Annotated in this window: 18 protein-coding genes and 1 riboswitch; of the genes, 8 read left to right on the top strand and 10 right to left on the bottom strand. The window is 39.5% G+C overall.

Features of this window, described 5'->3' with window-relative positions:
* Positions 1–53 precede the first annotated feature (53 nt).
* Positions 54–1,202, bottom strand: coding sequence for an MFS transporter (locus tag ACZ5B7_RS13220; protein WP_464494092.1), 1,149 nt, complete (start codon positions 1,200–1,202; stop codon positions 54–56).
* A 79-nt stretch (positions 1,203–1,281) separates the two neighbouring features.
* On the opposite strand from ACZ5B7_RS13220, the gene yeiL reads away from it, so the two are divergent.
* Complete coding sequence (gene yeiL, locus ACZ5B7_RS13225; RefSeq protein WP_213140193.1) at positions 1,282–1,953, top strand: transcriptional regulator YeiL; 672 nt, start codon at positions 1,282–1,284, stop codon at positions 1,951–1,953.
* Positions 1,954–2,005: 52 nt separating this feature from the next.
* Here yeiL and ACZ5B7_RS13230 read toward each other — a convergent pair whose 3' ends face one another.
* Together ACZ5B7_RS13230 and ACZ5B7_RS13235 are read right to left on the bottom strand one after the other, a co-directional pair.
* Positions 2,006–3,517, bottom strand: a complete 1,512-nt coding sequence (locus ACZ5B7_RS13230) for a DHA2 family efflux MFS transporter permease subunit (RefSeq protein ID WP_464494093.1) — start codon at positions 3,515–3,517, stop codon at positions 2,006–2,008.
* A 35-nt stretch (positions 3,518–3,552) separates the two neighbouring features.
* Positions 3,553–4,176, bottom strand: coding sequence for a TetR/AcrR family transcriptional regulator (locus ACZ5B7_RS13235; RefSeq protein ID WP_464494094.1), 624 nt, complete (start codon positions 4,174–4,176; stop codon positions 3,553–3,555).
* A gap of 222 nt (positions 4,177–4,398) precedes the next feature.
* Here ACZ5B7_RS13235 and ACZ5B7_RS13240 point away from each other — a divergent pair, with 222 nt between their 5' ends.
* Complete coding sequence (locus ACZ5B7_RS13240) at positions 4,399–5,310, top strand: DMT family transporter (RefSeq protein ID WP_464494095.1); 912 nt, start codon at positions 4,399–4,401, stop codon at positions 5,308–5,310.
* A 169-nt stretch (positions 5,311–5,479) separates the two neighbouring features.
* Here ACZ5B7_RS13240 and ACZ5B7_RS13245 read toward each other — a convergent pair whose 3' ends face one another.
* A complete protein-coding gene (locus ACZ5B7_RS13245; protein ID WP_464494096.1) occupies positions 5,480–6,856 on the bottom strand; it encodes a YheC/YheD family endospore coat-associated protein in 1,377 nt (458 codons plus the stop codon).
* 209 nt (positions 6,857–7,065) lie between these two features.
* Here ACZ5B7_RS13245 and ACZ5B7_RS13250 point away from each other — a divergent pair, with 209 nt between their 5' ends.
* The gene (locus tag ACZ5B7_RS13250) at positions 7,066–8,181 is read left to right on the top strand and encodes a UDP-N-acetylmuramoyl-tripeptide--D-alanyl-D-alanine ligase (protein ID WP_464494097.1); all 1,116 of its coding nucleotides are present in this window, start codon (positions 7,066–7,068) and stop codon (positions 8,179–8,181) included.
* Between the two features lie 67 nt (positions 8,182–8,248).
* Here ACZ5B7_RS13250 and ACZ5B7_RS13255 read toward each other — a convergent pair whose 3' ends face one another.
* Positions 8,249–8,632, bottom strand: coding sequence for a VOC family protein (locus ACZ5B7_RS13255; protein ID WP_464494098.1), 384 nt, complete (start codon positions 8,630–8,632; stop codon positions 8,249–8,251).
* Between the two features lie 75 nt (positions 8,633–8,707).
* Positions 8,708–9,502, bottom strand: a complete 795-nt coding sequence (locus ACZ5B7_RS13260; RefSeq protein ID WP_464494491.1) for an EcsC family protein — start codon at positions 9,500–9,502, stop codon at positions 8,708–8,710.
* Between the two features lie 189 nt (positions 9,503–9,691).
* Here ACZ5B7_RS13260 and ACZ5B7_RS13265 point away from each other — a divergent pair, with 189 nt between their 5' ends.
* Positions 9,692–10,096, top strand: coding sequence for a MerR family transcriptional regulator (locus ACZ5B7_RS13265; protein ID WP_464494492.1), 405 nt, complete (start codon positions 9,692–9,694; stop codon positions 10,094–10,096).
* A gap of 58 nt (positions 10,097–10,154) precedes the next feature.
* Positions 10,155–11,465, top strand: coding sequence for a hemolysin family protein (locus tag ACZ5B7_RS13270; protein ID WP_464494099.1), 1,311 nt, complete (start codon positions 10,155–10,157; stop codon positions 11,463–11,465).
* A 210-nt stretch (positions 11,466–11,675) separates the two neighbouring features.
* Here ACZ5B7_RS13270 and ACZ5B7_RS13275 read toward each other — a convergent pair whose 3' ends face one another.
* Positions 11,676–13,361 (bottom strand): hypothetical protein, encoded by a 1,686-nt coding sequence (locus ACZ5B7_RS13275; protein ID WP_464494100.1) that lies wholly within the window; start codon positions 13,359–13,361, stop codon positions 11,676–11,678.
* Between the two features lie 180 nt (positions 13,362–13,541).
* Here ACZ5B7_RS13275 and ACZ5B7_RS13280 point away from each other — a divergent pair, with 180 nt between their 5' ends.
* Entirely contained in the window at positions 13,542–14,384 is an 843-nt protein-coding gene (locus ACZ5B7_RS13280; RefSeq protein ID WP_464494101.1) for a hypothetical protein, read from the top strand.
* A gap of 18 nt (positions 14,385–14,402) precedes the next feature.
* On the opposite strand, the gene ACZ5B7_RS13285 is transcribed toward ACZ5B7_RS13280, so the two are convergent.
* Together ACZ5B7_RS13285 and ACZ5B7_RS13290 are read right to left on the bottom strand one after the other, a co-directional pair.
* Positions 14,403–15,629, bottom strand: a complete 1,227-nt coding sequence (locus tag ACZ5B7_RS13285; protein WP_464494102.1) for an MFS transporter — start codon at positions 15,627–15,629, stop codon at positions 14,403–14,405.
* 215 nt (positions 15,630–15,844) lie between these two features.
* Complete coding sequence (locus ACZ5B7_RS13290; protein ID WP_464494103.1) at positions 15,845–16,618, bottom strand: arylamine N-acetyltransferase family protein; 774 nt, start codon at positions 16,616–16,618, stop codon at positions 15,845–15,847.
* 117 nt (positions 16,619–16,735) lie between these two features.
* Between ACZ5B7_RS13290 and ACZ5B7_RS13295 the strand changes: the two genes are divergently transcribed.
* Positions 16,736–17,713, top strand: a complete 978-nt coding sequence (locus ACZ5B7_RS13295) for an aldo/keto reductase (protein WP_464494493.1) — start codon at positions 16,736–16,738, stop codon at positions 17,711–17,713.
* Positions 17,714–17,803: 90 nt separating this feature from the next.
* Here the strand turns inward: ACZ5B7_RS13295 and ACZ5B7_RS13300 are convergent, their stop codons facing one another.
* Positions 17,804–17,938 (bottom strand): hypothetical protein, encoded by a 135-nt coding sequence (locus ACZ5B7_RS13300; protein WP_464494104.1) that lies wholly within the window; start codon positions 17,936–17,938, stop codon positions 17,804–17,806.
* 124 nt (positions 17,939–18,062) lie between these two features.
* Positions 18,063–18,205: riboswitch (cyclic di-AMP (ydaO/yuaA leader) on the top strand.
* A 128-nt stretch (positions 18,206–18,333) separates the two neighbouring features.
* On the opposite strand from ACZ5B7_RS13300, the gene ACZ5B7_RS13305 reads away from it, so the two are divergent.
* The gene (locus ACZ5B7_RS13305; protein WP_464494105.1) at positions 18,334–20,160 is read left to right on the top strand and encodes an APC family permease; all 1,827 of its coding nucleotides are present in this window, start codon (positions 18,334–18,336) and stop codon (positions 20,158–20,160) included.
* The last annotated feature ends 4 nt before the right edge of the window (positions 20,161–20,164 follow it).

The raw sequence follows: 20,164 nt of genomic DNA on the forward strand, positions 1-20,164 counted from the left end.
AGGAAATACCAAGGGACGGTTCTTGTGCATCATAAGATGCACAAGAACCGTCCCTATTTTTCAAGTTTCCGATATATAAGCGCAAGCACCATCGAAGGGATGGAACAAACAATCATGCCAATAAAGGCGAATCGCGGCTCGATTTCATATAGATAGCCGCCGAATATAGTGAATACCGCTGTGCTCCAACTTAATGCAAGTGCTGAATACATGCCTTGTGCATTCGGTATCTGCTGGTGCGGTATATTTTTGATCAAGTATTTCATAAAGGCGTAATGACCCATGGCGAACGAAAGTGAATGCAAAACTTGCGAAATAGAGAAGACCACCACATTTGGAAAAATAAACACTAATATCCAACGTACAGTTGAACCTAGAGCTGAAAGTGCTAGTAAAGACCCTGATGAAAATCGCTGAAAATACCGATCGGCAATTAAGAAGAAAATGATTTCTGCAATCACGGCAATGTTCAGGATTACGCCGATTAAATATTTTGGTGAATGGATTTCTTGTAAAAAAATATATCCATAGGTGTAATAAGTTGCATGGGCTGCCTGCAGTAAAATTACAATTACGAGCACCAAACCAAAGTGTTTGATGCGAAATAAGTTCAGCATTCTTGCTTTTTTTGTTTGATTAGGTTGAGGTTTTTCAGACAAAATTAGTGGTGCTGGCATAAGGCCAAGTCCAACGAAAACCATAGTACCGATTAAGAGCGCCCATAAAATGACTACATCTCCAAGTGCTCCTGTTAAGACTGTTAAGACCATGCCAGCAGCGACAAACCCTATAGACCCCCATGAACGACTCTTTCCATAATGTTTTAATTGCTTACTCTGTACTAGGATGCCAGCCGCGGTATCCAGAGCAGGCATCAATGTAGGGTAAAAAAAGTTTATTAGCAGCGTTACAAGTAGTATGCTGGCAAAGGAATTCGAAGGAATATAACACAGAATGGAAACCAATGTCCCAATTGCCATCCCATTTAATAAAGTTTTACTGCTGAACTTCCTCGAAAAATATGGATACGCCATTAATGTGGAAATGCCCCGAACAACCAAACCTAAACTCATAATTAAACTGGCTTGTGAAATCGAAATTCCTTTTGTATGAATCATCCAACCCGTCCAATAGGGAAGGAAGACGCCCCAAGTTAAATAAAAAGTAAAAAACTGGCTGCTCATCCAGCGTTGTGTGTTCATAATGTTTCACCTCATGATTTGCATGATATCATGTGGAATCGTACAATAATATGAGATATCTCATATTCTGAGGTGGATTATGGAAATTTATAAAAATGAAAAAAGGAAACGATATTTGGAAGAACACTCCATTGCCCATTTATTTTCTTTTCCAATTGACGAGTTTGTAGAGGTGCGTGAATATAAACGAGATGAGTGGATTATTCAAGAGGGAATGCGACCGGATTTTTTATATTATGTCATTGAAGGCAAAGCGAAGATTTATTTAACGCATCTGAATGGGAAAGTTTCGTTAATTAACTTTATCAATGAGAACGAATATGTAGGAGAAATGGAATTATTAAACGATGTGTACTATACAAAAGGGATTCAAGCCACTACAAAGACGGTTTGCTTTGCCCTTCCTTTTCATCGCTTCCGCACACAGCTGTTAGAAGATGTAGTATTCTTGCGTGAATTAACAAAGTTATTAAGTGCCAAAGCAACTAAAATGGCCGCAAAATATTCGCAAAGCCTCGCGTTCCCGCTTGAAAACCGGCTTGCCGAATTTATTTTGCAAACGGCTGATGAAAGAATATATAAGGAAAAACATGTTTCGGTATGTGACTTTTTAGGAGTTTCATACCGCCACCTGCTGCACGTGCTCGGGCAATTTTGCGAAAAAGGCTATTTAAAAAAAGAGGGGCGCCACTACCGCATTCAACAGCTGAGCGCCTTAGAAGAATTGGCAGGAATGTTGAGAGCAGAATGATGCATGGGGACGGTTCTTGTGCATCAAATGAAGAACCGTCCCCCACATACCATTAATGTGCTACCGCTTTGGTAGGATTATTTTTTTGCTGGTCTAATTGTCTTACCGACTCTTTGCTTGTATCGACTCGTTTAACGAATAAGGCTAGGATTAGGGCGACAATATTTATGCCAAGTGCTACATAGAATGAATATTGAATGCCTGCTAATAGAGCTTTCTGTGTTAATAGCGCTTTTGAAGCAGCGGTAAAGGTTGTTGGATCTACGCCAGCCACTAGGCTTTGAGCTTCTGTTTTAGTAACGGAATTCATAATGGTAACAAGAACCGCTGTACCAATTGAACCTGACACCTGCTGTGCGGTGTTATTTACAGCTGTACCGTGCGGATTCAAGCGCGTTGGCAATTGGTTAAGTCCGTTTGTCATAATTGGCATCATTACCATTGACATCCCAAACATACGGAGAGTGTAAACAAGTATTATATAGGCGTGGCTTGAGTCGATTTGCAGGTTTGCCAGCATATAAGTTGAAATGGCTGTAACCACAAGTCCTGTTACACCAAGAATGCGAGGACCAAATTTATCGAATAATTTCCCTGTTATCGGCGACATAATCCCCATCACAATCGCACCAGGCAGCATCATTAATCCTGAATCAAGCGGGGAAATGCCACGGACATTTTGTACATATGCCGGTGTTAAAATCATCCCGGAGAACATCGCTACTGCATTTACAATCGCGATAACTGAGCCAAGTGCAAACATTGGATATTTGTAGACACGTAAATCCAGTAATGGTTCAGCCATTTTTAATTGACGGACGATAAAGGCAATTAAGGCAATAGCGCCAACGATTAAAGTGGTTAAGACGATTGTATCTGTCCAGCCGTCTGAGCTCGCAGAACTGAAACCATATAACAAACCGCCAAAGCCGATAGAAGATAATACAACTGAGAAATAATCCAGTTTGGCATTTTTATTTTGTTCCATTACATTCTCAAGCTTCCAAATAGCTAATACTAAACTAATGACAGCTAACGGCAAAATCATTTCGAACAGTAAACGCCAGTCATAATTTTCTACAATATAACCAGATAAAGTCGGCCCGATTGCAGGAGCTGTAATCATAACTAATCCGAAAACTCCCATTGCAGTTCCGCGTTTTTCCCGTGGGAAGCTGATTAGCATCACATTCATTAATAATGGCCCCATTACGGAAGAACCTGCTGCTTGAACCAATCGCCCGGTAAGTAATACACTAAAGTTTGGAGCATAGGCTGCTAATGCAGTACCTAGAGTGAAAATGGCGAGAGATGTTATAAATAAACGACGATTCGAAAAGCGTGTTAACAAAAATGCTGAGGCAGGAATTAAAACGCCGCTAACTAGCATATATCCTGTTGCAAGCCACTGGATAGTGGAATAATCTTTAATATTTAAATCTGTCATCATTGATGGCAGCGCTACATTTAAAAGTGAATTATTTAAAAAGGAAACAAATGCTCCGACAAATAAAATCGCAAGCATTAAATAGGGTGTTTTCTTTTGTTGTAATGTTGAATCCATATATGTTTTTCTCCTTTTTATCCCTTTAAGGGAGTTCATTGGTGTTCTACTTTATATAACCCGCGTTTTAGCAAGTCAAGCTGGCTAATATAATTTTGAAGAGTTTCTTCATCCGATAAATCCTTTACAAACATTTGCACGAGGTTATGGAATGTGACTGCGTTTATAATTTTTATAACGTGATGTAGCTCTTGTTCATCCTTAATGCTTAAATTACTTATGTTAATTAAGTTAACCATATCTAAATATCGTTTTTTCTGATCCTCTTCATAAATGTTATTGGCCAAAGTATTTTGCATTTTATAGTTCATATTTAAAAAAGCATTTTTAAAAAGATTTTGGTGCTCCGGATTTCTAAGGTATTTGATCATTAATTGAAATGAGTCAATAAACGTATTAAATAAATCACCGTCATGAGTCTTTAGGGTTGAAACAAATCTCTCATAATTGATTTGTGAGAGCCGGCTTAACAAGTAATAAAACAGATCCTCTTTGTCCTCAAAATATTGGTAAAAGCTTCCTCTAGGTATTCCAGCATCTTTGATAATGTTGGCAATGGATGCTTCGTGTAATGGGACCCTAGAGAATTCTTTCCTGGCAGATTGAATTAAAGTGTCTTGTTTATCTTTAGGTAAATGAAAAAACGTTTGTTTAGGCATCAATATTCTCCTGTCTGAGGTGTGACAATGTGTCACAATTCTTGATAAGAAGTATTATATGTGACACATCGTCATAAGTCAACACCAAAAATGACACTGTGTCATATTTGTTTAGTAAATCGAAAAGCACAATTCAAACAATATTCTGAAAAAAGTGATAGAATGGAAATTGTGAAATAATTTACATCATTAATACATTGTTTAGGGGAGGTACTCAAAAAAATGGAGCAATTGTCCAGAACAAAGACGGCCCTTGGCATTGCTTTTGTTGTTCTGATTTGGGGAACAATGTGGCCGGTCTACAAAGTGTCTCTCAACTATTCGTCGCCGATGCTTTTTGCCGGACTGCGTGGAGTGATTGGCGGGGTTTTTTTGGCGTTTATTTTAATCCCGAAATGGCGAAAAATCCAATGGAAAAAAACGTGGTCTATTTATCTTATTTCAACATTTTTTAATATCCTTATGTTCAATGGCATCCAGATGATTGGCTTGCAGTATCTTCCTTCCGGCTTATTTAGCGTTATTGTGTATCTGCAGCCCGTGCTTGTGGTTTTACTAGCTTGGATGTGGCTGAAGGAATCCTTATCAGCAAAGAAAATTCTAGGCATGGTCATTGGATTTCTTGGCGTGGTCGTGGTAAGTCTTGAAGGGATGTCGGGAAAAATTTCTGCAATTGGAATTATTCTTGCACTCATTACCGGAATGGGCTGGGCCATCGGCACAGTCTATGTCAAAAAAACTAGTGCACTTGTGCATAACCTATGGCTTGTAGCCATCCAAAATATCATCGGTGGTTTGCTAATGTTTGGTTATGGAGCATACACCGAAAACCTGCACGCCATTCACTGGAACGCTTCATTTGTTTGGAGCCTGCTATATGCGGGTATCTTCGGTGTAACCTTAGCAACGGCTGCCTACCTGAAATTAATGAGTGCAGGTGAAGCCAGCAAGGTTGGTTCCTTCACGTTCCTTGTACCAATGATTAGCGTGGTCATCGGAACATTTATGTTAAACGAGCCGTTTACAGCTAGCTTATTTGGCGGCATGGTATTAATTCTGTTAAGCATTTACCTAATTAACCACAAAGTCTCACGTAAAACGGCTGCAGATATGGGAATGCGGCATGCAAACTAATGAAGGGAAGCGGTTCTGTAAAACCAAAAATCCTCTTTTTTATTTGAAATATCGAAGGAGTTTTTCCAATTCAAGAGAAAGCCGCCATTTTTGGCGGCTTTTGACGTCAACTTGTCAAGCTTTGAGGCTTATAAAGGGTTTCCAGAATATAAATTTACCTATACTCCGTTTAATTTGCATCAGGTGATGCAGCAGAACCGTCCCCGTGTTTCATTCGGTAGCCCGCCAAGTATTGGAAAAATTCACTTAGGCAGCGGGTGGAATGCTGATATTCATTCATAAGACTTTCGCTAATAGTTATCATGTGGCTAGGCTTCGAATTAATTTCAAAGATCCAAATATGACCATTCTTATCAATACCGATATCAATCCCAACCTCTCCAATAAGTTGATTTAGGGAGGATTCCATTGCTGTGACCGCATAGATTGCTGCATCTTTCACTTGATTTGTTAATTCGATACTCCGCTCACAAAATACTTCTTTAAGAACGTCTCTTGAGGTATACTTTCCGGAATGAGTAGTTACTTGATTTTTATTCGTCAAAAAGGGAACCATTGCGGTTGGCTGCCATTTGTTATAACCGTCTTTATTAAGATGTATTCTAAAGTCAAAGGTTTGTTCGTCGACGCAAGCTAGATCGATAGCTTGCTGCAAAAGATAGGTGGATAATAATCCATCCTTAAAGTGATGATCAGCGAGGTCGTCTAAACTCTTATAAACCCGAAACACTTCTTGTGAATCTTCACGGTATTGGCATAGAAAGCCTGTCCCATTTTGGTAACTTACCTTGAAAATACCATATCCAAAACTTCCTGTTACTGGTTTAAGAAAAATTTCTTGATACCTGTTTAAAAAGTCCTGTATGTCTGAAACGGACGGGGCTAAACATGTATCAGGGATATGTTTCATAATCTCAGGATGGGAATTGAGTTGTTGGTAAACCATGTCTTTATTAAAAAAAGAAGAATTAAACATTTTAGCGCTAGTATAAAGATTCATATTCTTCTTGAAGACGCTAAAAATCTCTTTTTGTTCATTTTCCCTCCCATAGATTCGGTTGTAGACCACGTTAGGGAAAGGAATTTGGCATTCCAGCCATTTATTTGACCCATCTATTGTCGTCTCGAGAAATGTACCTATGACGTTTTTTTTCGACCAATTGATTACCTGAGGAGTAAAAAGAAAAATGGATATTGGTTCATTCTTCAGCGTCGACAGTAGATATTCAAAAAATTGAATGTGAGAGCTATCTGCCATTAATATTCCTACTAATGGACCTATCCGCAGTGTGCCATTATCAAAATGAGCCCTTAACTTGCAGGGGAAAGGGATCATTAACTCTTTTATTAATATTGAGGACAAATAAATTTCTGATTCGTTGCCGTCAATAGGGATAACTTTTGCTACGATAATCCGATGACCAAACTGAATAGAATAATTACGCCTGTTTAAACCAAATTCCTTCCACAACTTCCGAGAGATTAATAGTTCCCTGTTTGGGTTCTCCTCAAGAAAATGAATATGAACAATATTATTCTGTGACACTTCATCACCTTTTCAAATAGTTTTATAGTAGTATATTATGTTTGGAATATTTCGCATGGGGCTATACCAAAAATAGGTGTGGTTTTTTGGGTGATTTCTATTTTCGTATAACAATTTTATTTCTTTTTTCATAACCTGTTAATTGAAAGCTCCATTTTTGAAAAGGAGTTTTATACATTAATCCTCATGTGAAAAGCGGGTGATTGAAAGTGGATAATATTGGTATAGAAAAACCGATTATAGCCATTACAGGAAGTTCAGGGAAAACAACTACTAAAGAAATGGTGTCATCTATTATACAGAGGCGCTGGAAGGTTTTTAAGTCATATGAAAATGGCAATGACGTTTGGTTTACATCTCAGTATGTGAAGCAAATTGATCCTACTTATGAGGCGCTGGTTTTAGAATACGGGATGACACATGCTGGGAATATTACGGAGCATTGCAAACTTATTCAACCAAATATCGGAATCATCACCAATGTCGGAATAGCCCATATTGGAAATTTTGAGGACCAGGAATTTGGTGTAATAGCCGCAAAGTCAGAATTGATTAAAGGAATGAAATCAGATGGGATTTTATTTTTAAACGAGGACGATCTGAATTCAAAATTGTTGGATAAAGGGGATTTTCGGGGCGAAATTCTTTCTATAGGCATTCAAAACAAAGCCAACTATCAGGCGAGGGAAATTTATTACACTGAGAATGGAATGAATTTTCGGGTTGAAATGGATGGTATGGACTGCCCATTTTATATTCCGATTTTCGGTAAACATAATGTGTATAATGCTTTATTTGCTATAGCAGTTTCCCATCGATTAGGATTGTCCATAATTGATATACGTCTTGGATTAGAAAACTTTTATCAAACGTTTGGCCGCTTAACAATCTATCATTTAAAAAATGAAATAACCATCATTAATGATACTTTTAATGCAAAACCTGATGCTATGAAAGAAGCCATTAATGTCTTATCCAATATTGGTAAGGATACAAAAATTGCTATTTTGGGCTGCATGTTTGACTTAGGCATTCATGAGGAACAAGCCTATAGAGATATAGGAAGTTATGCAGCTAGCTGTAAAATTGATTATCTTTATACAGTAGGGGAAGGAACAAAAATAATAGGAAAGGCTGCAAATCAATCCGGTATAGCCGATGAAAATGTGAAACATTTTCATTCTATCGATGAATTGCATCAAACGCTTGTTGGTCAAATAAAGGAAAAAACAACTATTCTGATTAAAGGGTATTTTGGAATGGAGAATGCCATAAGAGTAAAAATGATTGATACAGCTATGTTTTTAAGGGACTATTTTAAATAATTCAAAAGAAAAAGCATGGAATCAGATCCATGCTTTTTCTCTTTACCAGGAGAATATCCCTCAATTCTTACTTGTTTCTTTCCATCACGGCAAAGTAGTTATTTTCACTGTCTGCAAAATTAAACACCTTACCATTAGGCATATTAACAATTTCTCCAACTTTAACGTTTTTGTTTGATAAGTCGCTATGTAATTGTTCAAGATTTTTTGTGAAAAACATTAAAGAGGGAGTGCCAAGATTTAACTCAGGTGCCATTTTAGATACGAATTCTTTATTGTGCAGAATGATGCTTGTCTCAGTCTGATTGGTCGGGGCGACTTCAATCCAACGCATGCCTTGACCGTTATCTTCCTCTGAAATAACCGTAAATCCAACCTTTTCTGTCCAAAATTTTACCGCTTCATCCTGATTGTTAACATAAACCATAACTTGACCTAAAATATTAATCATAAATTCACTCCTATCAATTTGATTTTATTATACCAAATTTTGACACAAAGGAGAGGGGGAAACTTTTTTAAATTCTTAATGAGCTCGTTCCAACTGATGCATTCTTTCCAATATTCTCCGTTTTCGATACAGCATAATCCCAGTTTCCGCAACATCCCCAATAAGTGATTTATTAACAAATGCCCCAAAAATAATCCCGGCAATCGGAATCATTTGAAACAGCTTTTTCCAGCCAAAGTTGTCCCGATAGGTCATGACAACCTCACGCCAGCCCTGCAATTGCGAAAAAATTTGGGCGTTCTGCTTCTTCTCCTCAAATACCGCGAGATCATCTAGAATGGCTTTTTTCCCAACAATATCAGAGGAAGCAAACTGCAAGCATTTCACAATGAAGATTCGCTCCGATTTCTCCCTCGGGTCATATCCATAGCACAAAGCGACTTCCTGTAGTACCTTTAGGGACATACCGATTAGTAAGGGAATATCGATAGCAAGTGTAAATATTCCGCCAATCCCGGTTGTGGCACCTTGAACAGTAGCCATATTGGTTCGCGAATTTCGAATTTGTTCGGCTACTGCATCCATTTTGCTGATTGGCATCTCTTGTACTTGATTAAAACTTACCACTTCACGGTCAAACTTTTTTAAAATACCATCCTCATTAATCAAGTATTGTCCGCCCGTTTGTATGTATCCTCCCAATTCATCAATAGCTGTGCCAAGCTTTTCCTGAATTGATTTAGGGGTAAGTTTATCAAGCAAAACAAACGGCAGGCGGCCGATTTTCTCCCAGAACCATAGGCCCTTTTGATCCTTTTCCCATTTTTCAATCTTCCGTAATTCACTTTTTAAAAAATCAGCTGAATCCATTGCTGTCAAAATAAATCAACTCCAAATCGATTAATTTCTTAAATGTTTTACGTTTCAACTATAAGAGTAGTTTCAACCAATTTGTCCAAAAACATTTGTTTAAAAACCATTACGTTGACTGTACAGTTAAAAATGTGATATAGTAAACATAAAATCGGAAGGGGTGAGTAAGTTGGGAAGTCGTATCGAATTGGTGAATTAGCAGCAGTTATGAACATCTCCAAACGAACAATCGATTACTACACCCAAATAGGCTTACTGAACCCTATGCGGGCAAATTCAAATTATCGAATGTACGGAGAAGAGAGCGTTCAAATCTTGAAATTAGTGGAGCATTACAAAAACTTGAAAATGCCGCTAGAAGAAATCAAGTCATCCATTGAACTGATGAAAGCGGACTGCGGCATTGACAAAGAAAAAGTGGAAAAACACGTGGATCAGATTGCCAATATCATGCAGCATCTGAAAGAGGAAATTAAAATCATCGAACCATTTCTGCAAAAATTAAATGAACATGAAAAAGAAATGGTCGTCAATAAGCTTTCACCGCAGGGTGTCACGTTGGCGCAAACCTTGTTATTACTATTAAACTAATTTTTTTAAAAAAACAGGAGGTGTATTCCTTGCTTACCTTTCGTAAGCAGGGATTCTATTGACCATTATTAATTTATTTGTAATTGCTATTTTAATAGCATTTACTGCATTTTTCGTTGCTTACGAATTTGCTATTGTAAAAGTCCGCAGCACGCGGATTGACCAGCTTGTGGCCGAGGGTAATAAAAGTGCCATTGCCGCAAGAAAAATAATTTCAAATCTAGATGAATATTTATCTGCATGTCAATTAGGGATAACCGTTACAGCCTTAGGGTTAGGTTGGTTAGGTGAACCGACAGTGGAACATATTTTACATCCGCTGTTCGTAAGCTTGAGTCTCCCTGAGTCAGTGACAACTATTGCTTCATTTGTAATTGCCTTTACATTGGTCACGTTTATCCACGTGGTTGTCGGTGAGCTGGCACCGAAAACATTAGCCATTCAAAAAGCTGAGAAAGTTACATTAATATTGGCAAGGCCGATGATTCTTTTCTATAGAATTGCTTATCCGTTTGTAAAAGCGTTAAACGGCTCGGCGCGATTTATAACAGGACTCTTTGGATTGAAGCTTGCTTCGGAACACGAACAGGCACACTCAGAGGAAGAACTGCAAATAATCATTTCTGAAAGCTTTAAAAGCGGGGAAATTAATCAATCGGAATATCATTATGTAAACAACATTTTTGAATTTAATAATCGGATTGCCAAAGAAATCATGGTACCAAGGACCGAAATTGCGGCATTTGACAAATCGCAAACTGTAGCCGAATGTCTCGAAATTATGAAGAATGAGAATTACACGAGATACCCGGTGATCGATGGGGAGAAAGACAACATCGTCGGTATGGTGAATATGAAGGAAGTCTTAACGGACTTTATTTCTGGTAATCAGTTGGACGCAACGATTGACCAATATGTTCGTCCTGCCATTCAGGTGTTTGAATCGATTGATATTGACAAGCTTTTGGTGAAAATGCAAAAAGAACGGATTCATATGGCTATTTTAATGGACGAATATGGCGGTACAGCAGGATTGGTGACTGTTGAGGACATTTTGGAAGAAATCGTCGGTGAAATCCGCGACGAATTTGACGCTGACGAAATGCCTGAAATCAATCACATCAATGAAACCAAAACCATCGTGGATGGTAAAGTGCTGATTGAAGAAGTTAACGATTTATTCGGACTCGACCTCGATGATTCAGAAATGGATACCATCGGAGGCTGGATTCTATCTGAAAAAATTGACGTTAGCGAAGGGGACAAAATACAATACGGAGACTTTGCATTTAAAGTCCTCGAAGTCGACGGCTACCATATTAAAACGTTGGAAATTGAAAAATTAGAACCGCAGGCCACGCCTGCATAATATATAGGGATTCCCATCGGTGTCTGAAAGGCACCAAGGGAATCCTTTTTTGGTTTAATTGGCTGGTTTTTTATTATATGGAGTACTGTATTTTAATTGAGAAAATAAAAAGATAACCCAAAACTGAATACTGAGCATTTTGCGTATTTAAATTGTAAACGCTTGAGGAAAACCTCAAGCGTCATTTGATGCCCATTTCAGGCGAGCGAGCTACCCCTGTATAAACGGCCGGTTCTTCAAATGCCCCGAGTGCTCCTTCATGTACATATAAAACAATTCATAGTGGACCCATCTAATCGGGAATTTGAAGGCAAGTTCATTTTTCTTATTGTAGATGAGCACGTTTTTCTTGTCATACTCAACCTTTTTGATTTCCTGAATGCCAATGCTTTGTTGATTGGCACCATCCTGCTTTACCAGCTGCTGGCCGATAATCAATACTTTTCTCTTTTTATTCTTATAGAATTCCAAATAACACAGCGCGCCGCCAACCACGGTGAAGAGAATCGAGATAAGAAGGGAGTTTTCCGCAAATCCGGATAATATCTCGCGTATCCAATGCACAATTGCCAGGGCGATAAAGAACCATGCACCTCTGCTTAGCTTAGGAGAGCTTTGGAAGTATACACTATTATCATAATTCTGCTTTTCTTCGGCACGTTCCTTGAAAAAGTCTTGCTTGTGCTTTTCGATCGGAGCTGAATCAAATTCCACATAATCCGTATAGGAATCGATCCAAAGGACGGCGGTATCTTCCCCATCTTCAAGGGCATACGCGCCTACCCAACCCACATACTCACGGTCATGCTCCTTAAAGTTCATTAAATAGTACCGCACCGGCTGGCCATAGTAATTTTCCATCTCCATTTTATCTTGAACCTGGATGTCGTCCGGATAATGGACAATCCCATTGTCTTCCTCCGGCAATTTGATAATGGTGGTAAAAAGCCGGGTCTTGGCCAAATGAGGTTGCTTGCCCTCATGAATAGGGTACAGTTGCACCATATTCCGATCCTTCAATTCCCAGTAGACCATTTCTGCCGTCTCGATATGTGTGGCGCAATCCTTTAAGATGCTGTCATCGTAAGGAAGGTTTTTAACCATGCACAAAAGTAGCGCTTCTGTTTTCAAAAATGGGTCACGGAATTTTAAAGCCTGCTGAAGTTCTATTTCCACCTCAGGAGTAAAATAATATTCCATCAAATTTAAGAACAGCCTCATTCGATTTCGAACAATAAAATAACTATCCTTCCAGGCAGTATACACATATTTTGTGGTATAATCTGGATCAAATTTCAAATATTCCTGCTTTTCTGTCATGTAGTCCTCTAACAAAATGGGCAGAACTACTTCTTTTTGATATCCCTTTTCATAACCAGAGGCATTCAACGACAGCAGCATGTCATAGGTTGAAAATTTAAAACGCTGGGATTCAAGCATGTCCAGTGAGGCATCAAGAATCCCTTTTAGCAATGTGGGATAGGGCGCCAATTGCCGGTAAGGGATAATAAAATCATTTGTCTGGATTAATTGGACAATTTTTTCTTCCAAAAAAGAAAAAATCTCTTCGTCTTCCGTTAAAATTAAGAAGTCAATTGCCCGTTCTTTCGCCTGAATGTCAAAACTATCAAAATGTCTGATAAGTCCCTCGGCAACTTCCGGTCTGGAAAAATCACAAACGAAATCGATGAGGAAATAGGAAGGGTTATCCCAATGGTCGACGCGCTCGGGAAATTTGGATGCCGCTGTTTTGATCAAATTTTTCAAAAGATCAATCTGTACCTCTAGCCCTTCCTGCTGTTTATATTCAAATAGCTGCCCAAGGGCTTCATACCGTTTCTGCGGATTTTGGCTTTTCACTTGTCTCAGAATATTGCGCAGCTTGAATTCGTACAAATTCCTCACCAGCCCTATAATCTAGTAAAATTTTACTCTTTCATTCATTTTATTCCATTTCAATATATACCGCAATTCCAAATACGGGAGAGGTTAAGAGTCTTTTTTGTTGTTTTTATTAAATGAGTCTATATTGGTATAATGTGGATAAAATTATATTTACCCTAAAGGGGCTGTACCATGAGCATCTTGACATCCTTTTTCAATATAATGCTAATAAGTTTACTTGAACTAATATACCTTTTCGGGATCATCATTTTGGTGGGCTTGATTTTGGGTGTGCTTGAACGGTCTTCCAATTCCTTTTTGTTTCGGGCATTTGGAGCAAAAGGGGTGCTTGCTACGGCGTGGATTGGTGTTCCTATTCATGAAATTGGGCATCTGCTGCAGTGCTTTTTATGGGGGCATAAGGTGACACAGGTGAAGCTGCTTCAGCTTAATAGCCCTGATGGCACGCTTGGTTTCGTGCGCCACCAATATAACCCGCACAGTATGTATCAGCAGGCAGGGAATTTTTTTATAGGGTTGGGGCCAATTTTTAGCGGCATTGGGTCGTTGCTATTAGGAATGTATTTGCTAGTTCCACAATCTTTTGCAACACTTGATTCTTTTATTGCACAGCATATAACCTTTGAAAAAGTTGATTTGCCATTACTAATGACCGTATGGGAAGTCGTGGTCGTTTTTAGTAAGAATTTATTTACCTTCGAAAATCTGCTGAACCCGTTATTTTGGGTTTATTTTGTGCTGGCCATTTGTATTTCTTCGCATATAGCTTTAAGCTGGGCAGACATTAAAGGCTCCGCCAGAGGACTTGGGATGATATTTTTCCTTCTTGTCCTATGGAATCTGACGGCCGGAATCTTTGGTTTTGATACGTACCGGGCCGTTACTAAGCTGGCGGAGTATAATGCCTATGTGCTTGCTTTTTCCAGCATTGCCTTAACTTTTTCTCTTTTAACATGGGTAATTAGCTATCTGCTTTACCAGGTGAAAATACGGTTGGCCAATCGATGGAAATAACTGTGACGTTGTTGTTTTTTAACTGCTATGCTTTAATCCTTTAATGGAAGATAATTTTGATTTTCTGTTGGCCATCATCCCTAAACGAATCGATATTCCAATTGAAACAATGGCAAGAATCGCAATCATGTAGACAACCCCGTGCCATCCGAATTGGCTGTACATTGTTCCACTTGCTGTTCCCCCAATGCTCGAACCAGCATAATAGAAAAATAAGTATAAGGATGCGGCTTGTGCCTTATCGTGAGTGGCGGCCTTGCCGACCCAGCCGCTGGCAATTGAATGACCGGCGAAAAATCCGTAGGTAAAGATGGCGATTCCCAAGATTTTGATCCATAAATGGGGGTTTAGCGTGATGCAGGCACCAACCAATAAGATGACCAAAGACAGCTGTAAAATTTTCTTTTTCCCATGCTGGTCGGCCAGCATACCCATCCAAGTGGAGCTAAAGGTTCCTACTAAATACACGATGAAAATAAATCCAACCAGTGTTTGGCTTAATGAATAAGGCGGCTTAATGAGCTCAAAGCCAATATAGTTGTATAAAGAGACAAAGCTGCCCATTAATAAAAATCCAATAATAAATAGATAAATAAGACCCGGTTCTTTAAATTGGCTGAACAATGAAGTAGCCAGTTTTTTAATGGCTAATTTTTGCGGTGTGAAATGTGTAGATTTAGGCAAAATCAGCCAGAAAACAAAGCTTGCCAGTAAACTAATAATGCCAACGCCAATTAAGGCGACATGCCAGCTGAAATAATCGGTTAAAACGCCGCTGATAATCCTTCCTGCCATTCCGCCAATGGAATTCCCGCTGATATATAGCCCCATTGCCATTCCTAAGCTTTTGCCTTCGATTTCCTCGCCTAAGTAGGCCATCGCTACAGCCGGCAGGCCAGCAAGCGCAATGCCTTGCAAGATCCGACTTAAAATCAGTAAATGAAAATTGGGTGTAAAAGCCGTTAAAATGGCTAGAATAGACGAGGTAAATAACGCAATCGTCATGATGGATTTACGTCCAAATACCTCCGATAAAGAACCGGCTATTAAAAGACTGATAGATAAGGCAATCGTAGTGGAAGACAAGCTTAAACTGGAAACCGCCGGAGAAATATGAAATTCCTGAGCAAAATCTGGCAGGAGGGGCTGTGTTCCCCAAAGAATGGCAAAGGTACTAAAACCGCCTGCAAATAATGCTAGGTTTACCATTTTAAATGTGCGTGTCCCACGTTGAATGTAACTCATTTTTTGAAGACTCCTTTATTTTGTTTTAACTAGATGCTAGCATTACATCTGAGTCCCTCTTATAGTTAGATATTATTATCATACTCTTCTTTTTACATAAATTCTAATTGTTGATATGCATGAAATTGGTGAACGGGAGGTATGGTGGAATTATCATCTAAAGGTCAAAATAAGAAGGCGTGGCCAATCACGGACCATGCCTTTTTATTTTAGTCTCAAATTCCAAATTGTTCTTTGGCAATCAATTTGAACTGCTCTGGGTCAATATCCTTTTTGACCATTTTTCCATCCGTCCACTCGGTTAACGAAGTGTCAGTAAGGATTAAGTTACCCCTGTCGGTGAACCTGGTGATCAATGGCTTTTTATTAAAAGAGGATTCGGGGTGCTCGATTATGATTTTCTGCATCTCATTTAAATCAGATTCATCTACGGATTTCCTGGTGTCAAAAGCATAGCCCATCTTCCAATCTTGGTCTTTATGTTTTAGTTTCATATGCAAAATGTAATTTCCATGCTCTGTGTTGGTTTGCTCGATGCGGAATTCTCCATTTTGGGATGCTACGATTTCCCCGCTGAATGGGATGGGCTTCAATGGCAGGTTCCCCCCGAAACCTGTGTCGATGAGGTATCGGTACTCGTTGTGGGTGATGACAATCGCCACATGAGTTCTTCCGGTAGAACTCCATTGATTGGCAATATGATTGTATACTACACCCTGAACTAAGGAGACATTAAAACCATTTTCAATTAAAAAATAATATAGAATGGTGTTAAGGTCATAACAAAGTCCGCCTTCATTTTTTAATAGGATTCTGTTTTTTAGGTTTTCTTTTGAAATTTCGGCAGTTTTATTAGCGATGATGCACAAATTTTCAAAGGGAATGGATTTTGCTGTTTTATAAAGAATGGTGTCTACTTTTTCAAAGGTAACAGTTTCGTCTTGCGGGTACCCAATTCTTTTGCGGAATAATAGATTTAATTCACCCATTCCTAAATCCTCCTAGAATTTATAATCAATTAAAAATGCGAAAAATGCATTATGTAAAAATTACCCAAAATATATTATAGTTAAGTTGAAACTAAATTGAAAGAAGGTACATACATGATGGATTACGTTAAGCTTGGTAATACAGGGTTAGATGTTTCCCGGTTATGTCTTGGCTGCATGAGTTTCGGTGTTCCTGAGCGAGGAACTCACCAGTGGGTGCTTAACGAAGTACTAAGCCGCCCGATTATTAAAAAGGCACTTGATGATGGCATCAACTTTTTTGACACGGCAAACGCCTATTCAGACGGAACAAGTGAGGAAATTGTCGGCCGCGCCCTGAAGGAGTTTGCAAACCGGGATGAGATTGTCATTGCAACCAAAGTGTACATGCGCATGCATAAAGGCCCGAATGGTGGAGGGCTCTCCAGAAAAGCTATTATGGCAGAAATCGACAACAGCCTAAAGCGCCTAGGGACTGATTATGTCGACCTGTATCAGATACACCGCTGGGACTACAAGACGCCTATTGAAGAGACAATGGAAGCACTGCATGATGTGGTGAAGGCCGGTAAGGCCAGATATATAGGCGCTTCATCCATGTATGCGTGGCAATTTATGAAAGCACAAAATATTGCTGAGCGTAACGGATGGACGAAGTTCGTTTCCATGCAGAACCACTTAAACCTTCTTTATCGTGAAGAGGAACGCGAAATGCTGCCGCTCTGCCGGGAAGAGAAAATCGGTGTAATTCCTTGGAGTCCGCTGGCAAGAGGGAAGCTGACCCGCGACTGGGTAGAAACGACTTCCCGATCCCAGACAGATGAATTTGGAAAAACACTTTACACATCTGCAATTGAGGCGGACCGTAAAATCGTCGAACGTGTAGCGGAATTAGCCGCAAAACGGGAGGTTCCCCGTGCACAAATTGCACTTGCGTGGGTGCTGCAAAAAGCACCTGTTACAGCACCTATCATTGGGGTCACGAAAATGCCTCATCTTGAAGATGCAGTTGCAGCAATCTCGATTAAACTCACCCCGGAAGAAGTGGCCTATTTGGAAGAACCTTATGTCCCTCATCCGGTTCGCGGCTTCTAATAGTAACTCATAATATTATAACTACCTTCTGTTAAATAAACAGACTACGATTTTTTACATCGTAGTCTGTTTTCACTCTTATTAGACATCTCAATTTTTATGTGTTTCATGGTCATAACGCTCGACATTTTGTTCAACCGTGTCCCACCCAAATTCCTCGTTAATGTCTTTCACTAGCTCGTTTAAAAATTCATCAGATATAATAGGATTTTTTTCGTTACGCATGAAAATCCTCCTTTTGACTATTTTATGGAATAATCGCTTGTCCCGTTACTTAACATAACCGTTTATCTATAAAAAAAATCATTTACAACAAGCGAACACGGGAGTATGATATTCACAGTTTCAAATTTCTAAATCGCTGAAACCGATAGGTGCGGGGGAACCATTGTTCTGGATTAGTAAATAATCCTAGGGGTGAATCCTTTCAGGCAGGGCTACTCAAAGGCCCGAACCCGACAGCTAACCTCGCAAGCGTTATATTGAGTAGGAAGGCGGAGCTTGTGATGCAAAAGAAATGATGTGTCTACAGGTCTATTCGTAATGACTTGGAGGCACTTTTTATTTTGCGAAAAATAGGGAAACTTACTTACAACTTATGAAATTTGGCGGTGACATGAATGTTTTCTTCTGTAAAAAGGTTCTTGATAGGGAGGCCTTTGAAATCACATGAACTAGGAGAACAAAAAATTAATAAAACAAAAGCTTTGGCGATTCTTTCTTCGGATGCGTTGTCGTCAGTGGCTTATGGTCCTGAGCAGATTTTGATTGTCCTCGTGACAGTTGGAGCGACCGCATTCTGGTATTCCATTCCGATCGCCGTCGGCGTATTGATCCTGTTAACTGCACTTATCTTATCTTATCGGCAAATCATCTTTGCTTATCCGCACGGCGGCGGAGCCTATGTGGTGTCGAAGAGTAATTTGGGAGTGAATTCCGGGCTGGTGGCCGGAGGCTCTCTGTTAGTGGATTATATTTTAACGGTTGCTGTCAGTGTATCCGCTGGGACTGATGCCATCACTTCAGCGTTTCCTAATTTGCATGGCGATAATGTGGGGATTGCGATTCTATTTGTTCTATTCATTACCCTTTTAAATTTAAGGGGAGTAACAGAGTCTGCGTCCATTTTAGCCTATCCTGTATACCTTTTTGTCCTAGCTTTGTTTATTTTAGTAGGTGTAGGTTTATATAAAATCATGACTGGCCAAATTTCGCCTGCCTTACATACTCCAATAGGGACGCCAGTGGCTGGGATCAGTTTGTTTATTTTATTAAGGGCATTTGCTTCCGGAAGCTCTGCCTTAACAGGTGTTGAAGCGATTTCGAATGCCATTCCAAACTTTAAAGATCCGGCACCCAAAAACGCCGCCAAAACTTTAATGGCAATGGGAATTCTGCTTGCGGCTCTATTTTCGGGAATTGTCTTTTTGGCTTATTATTACGGCATCGTGCCTAGAGCAGAGGTAACCGTTGTTTCACAAATAGCTGAGCACACCTTTGGACGGAATTTCATGTACTACTTTATACAGGGAACTACAGCTTTGATCTTAATTTTGGCCGCAAACACGGGGTATTCTGCGTTTCCACTATTGTCGGTCAATTTGGCAAAAGATAAATTCATCCCGAGAATGTTCCTGGTTAGAGGAGACCGATTAGGGTATTCGAATGGAATCATTATTCTTGGTGCGGCGTCTATGATCTTAATCCTTGCCTTTCATGCGGAGACAGAGCATCTTATTCCGCTTTATGCCGTCGGGGTGTTTATACCGTTTACCTTGTCACAAACAGGTATGATGGTCAAATGGCTTCGCGAAAAACCAAATGGCTGGGGATTAAAGTTTGTTATTAATACCACCGGGGCCCTAATCAGTTTTACAGTAACACTCATCTTTTTCGTTACAAAATTTTCACGGGTTTGGCCGATATTAATCTTTTTGCCATTGATTATCCTTCTGTTCCACAGGATTAAAAAACATTATGAAGCAGTTGGGGACCAGCTTAGAATTTCCGATTGCGAGCCTGCTGTTCCGATTGAAGGGAATGTCATTGTAGTGCCTGTGGCGGGTATTACCCATGTGGTCGAAAATTCGATCAATTATGCAAAATCGCTGAAGCCTGATCAAATTATTGCTGTTTATGTCGCGTTTGAAAGAGAGGACGAGCATAAATTTGAAGAGAAATGGAAGAAATGGCACCCGGATATCCGCCTTGTGACGCTCCATTCTCATTATAGGAGTATCATTAATCCATTAACGAAGTTCGTTGATACTGTTGAAAATAAAGCAAGTGAGGCCAATTTCCGTGTTACTGTCGTCATTCCGCAATTTATGCCAAAGCACAATTGGGAAAACATTCTTCATAATCAATCCAGCCTGCTGATCCGATCCTTTTTGCTGTACCGCAGAAACGTGATTGTCACGACAGTTCCATATCATTTAAAAAAGTAAATAG

The sequence above is a fragment of the Neobacillus sp. S1115 genome (assembly GCF_055385565.1).

Excerpts from the sequence above, each read along its gene's own strand:
- ACZ5B7_RS13290 (WP_464494103.1), bottom strand. The coding sequence starts at position 16,618 with ATGGGTGAATTAAATCTATTATTCCGCAAAAGAATTGGGTACCCGCAA.
- ACZ5B7_RS13285 (WP_464494102.1), bottom strand. The coding sequence starts at position 15,629 with ATGAGTTACATTCAACGTGGGACACGCACATTTAAAATGGTAAACCTA.
- ACZ5B7_RS13240 (WP_464494095.1), top strand. The coding sequence starts at position 4,399 with ATGGAGCAATTGTCCAGAACAAAGACGGCCCTTGGCATTGCTTTTGTT.
- ACZ5B7_RS13220 (WP_464494092.1), bottom strand. The coding sequence starts at position 1,202 with ATGAACACACAACGCTGGATGAGCAGCCAGTTTTTTACTTTTTATTTA.
- ACZ5B7_RS13255 (WP_464494098.1), bottom strand. The coding sequence starts at position 8,632 with ATGATTAATATTTTAGGTCAAGTTATGGTTTATGTTAACAATCAGGAT.
- ACZ5B7_RS13280 (WP_464494101.1), top strand. The coding sequence starts at position 13,542 with ATGAGCATCTTGACATCCTTTTTCAATATAATGCTAATAAGTTTACTT.
- ACZ5B7_RS13260 (WP_464494491.1), bottom strand. The coding sequence starts at position 9,502 with ATGGATTCAGCTGATTTTTTAAAAAGTGAATTACGGAAGATTGAAAAA.
- ACZ5B7_RS13305 (WP_464494105.1), top strand. The coding sequence starts at position 18,334 with ATGTTTTCTTCTGTAAAAAGGTTCTTGATAGGGAGGCCTTTGAAATCA.
- ACZ5B7_RS13230 (WP_464494093.1), bottom strand. The coding sequence starts at position 3,517 with ATGGATTCAACATTACAACAAAAGAAAACACCCTATTTAATGCTTGCG.
- ACZ5B7_RS13235 (WP_464494094.1), bottom strand. The coding sequence starts at position 4,176 with ATGCCTAAACAAACGTTTTTTCATTTACCTAAAGATAAACAAGACACT.
- ACZ5B7_RS13300 (WP_464494104.1), bottom strand. The coding sequence starts at position 17,938 with ATGCGTAACGAAAAAAATCCTATTATATCTGATGAATTTTTAAACGAG.
- yeiL (WP_213140193.1), top strand. The coding sequence starts at position 1,282 with ATGGAAATTTATAAAAATGAAAAAAGGAAACGATATTTGGAAGAACAC.
- ACZ5B7_RS13295 (WP_464494493.1), top strand. The coding sequence starts at position 16,736 with ATGGATTACGTTAAGCTTGGTAATACAGGGTTAGATGTTTCCCGGTTA.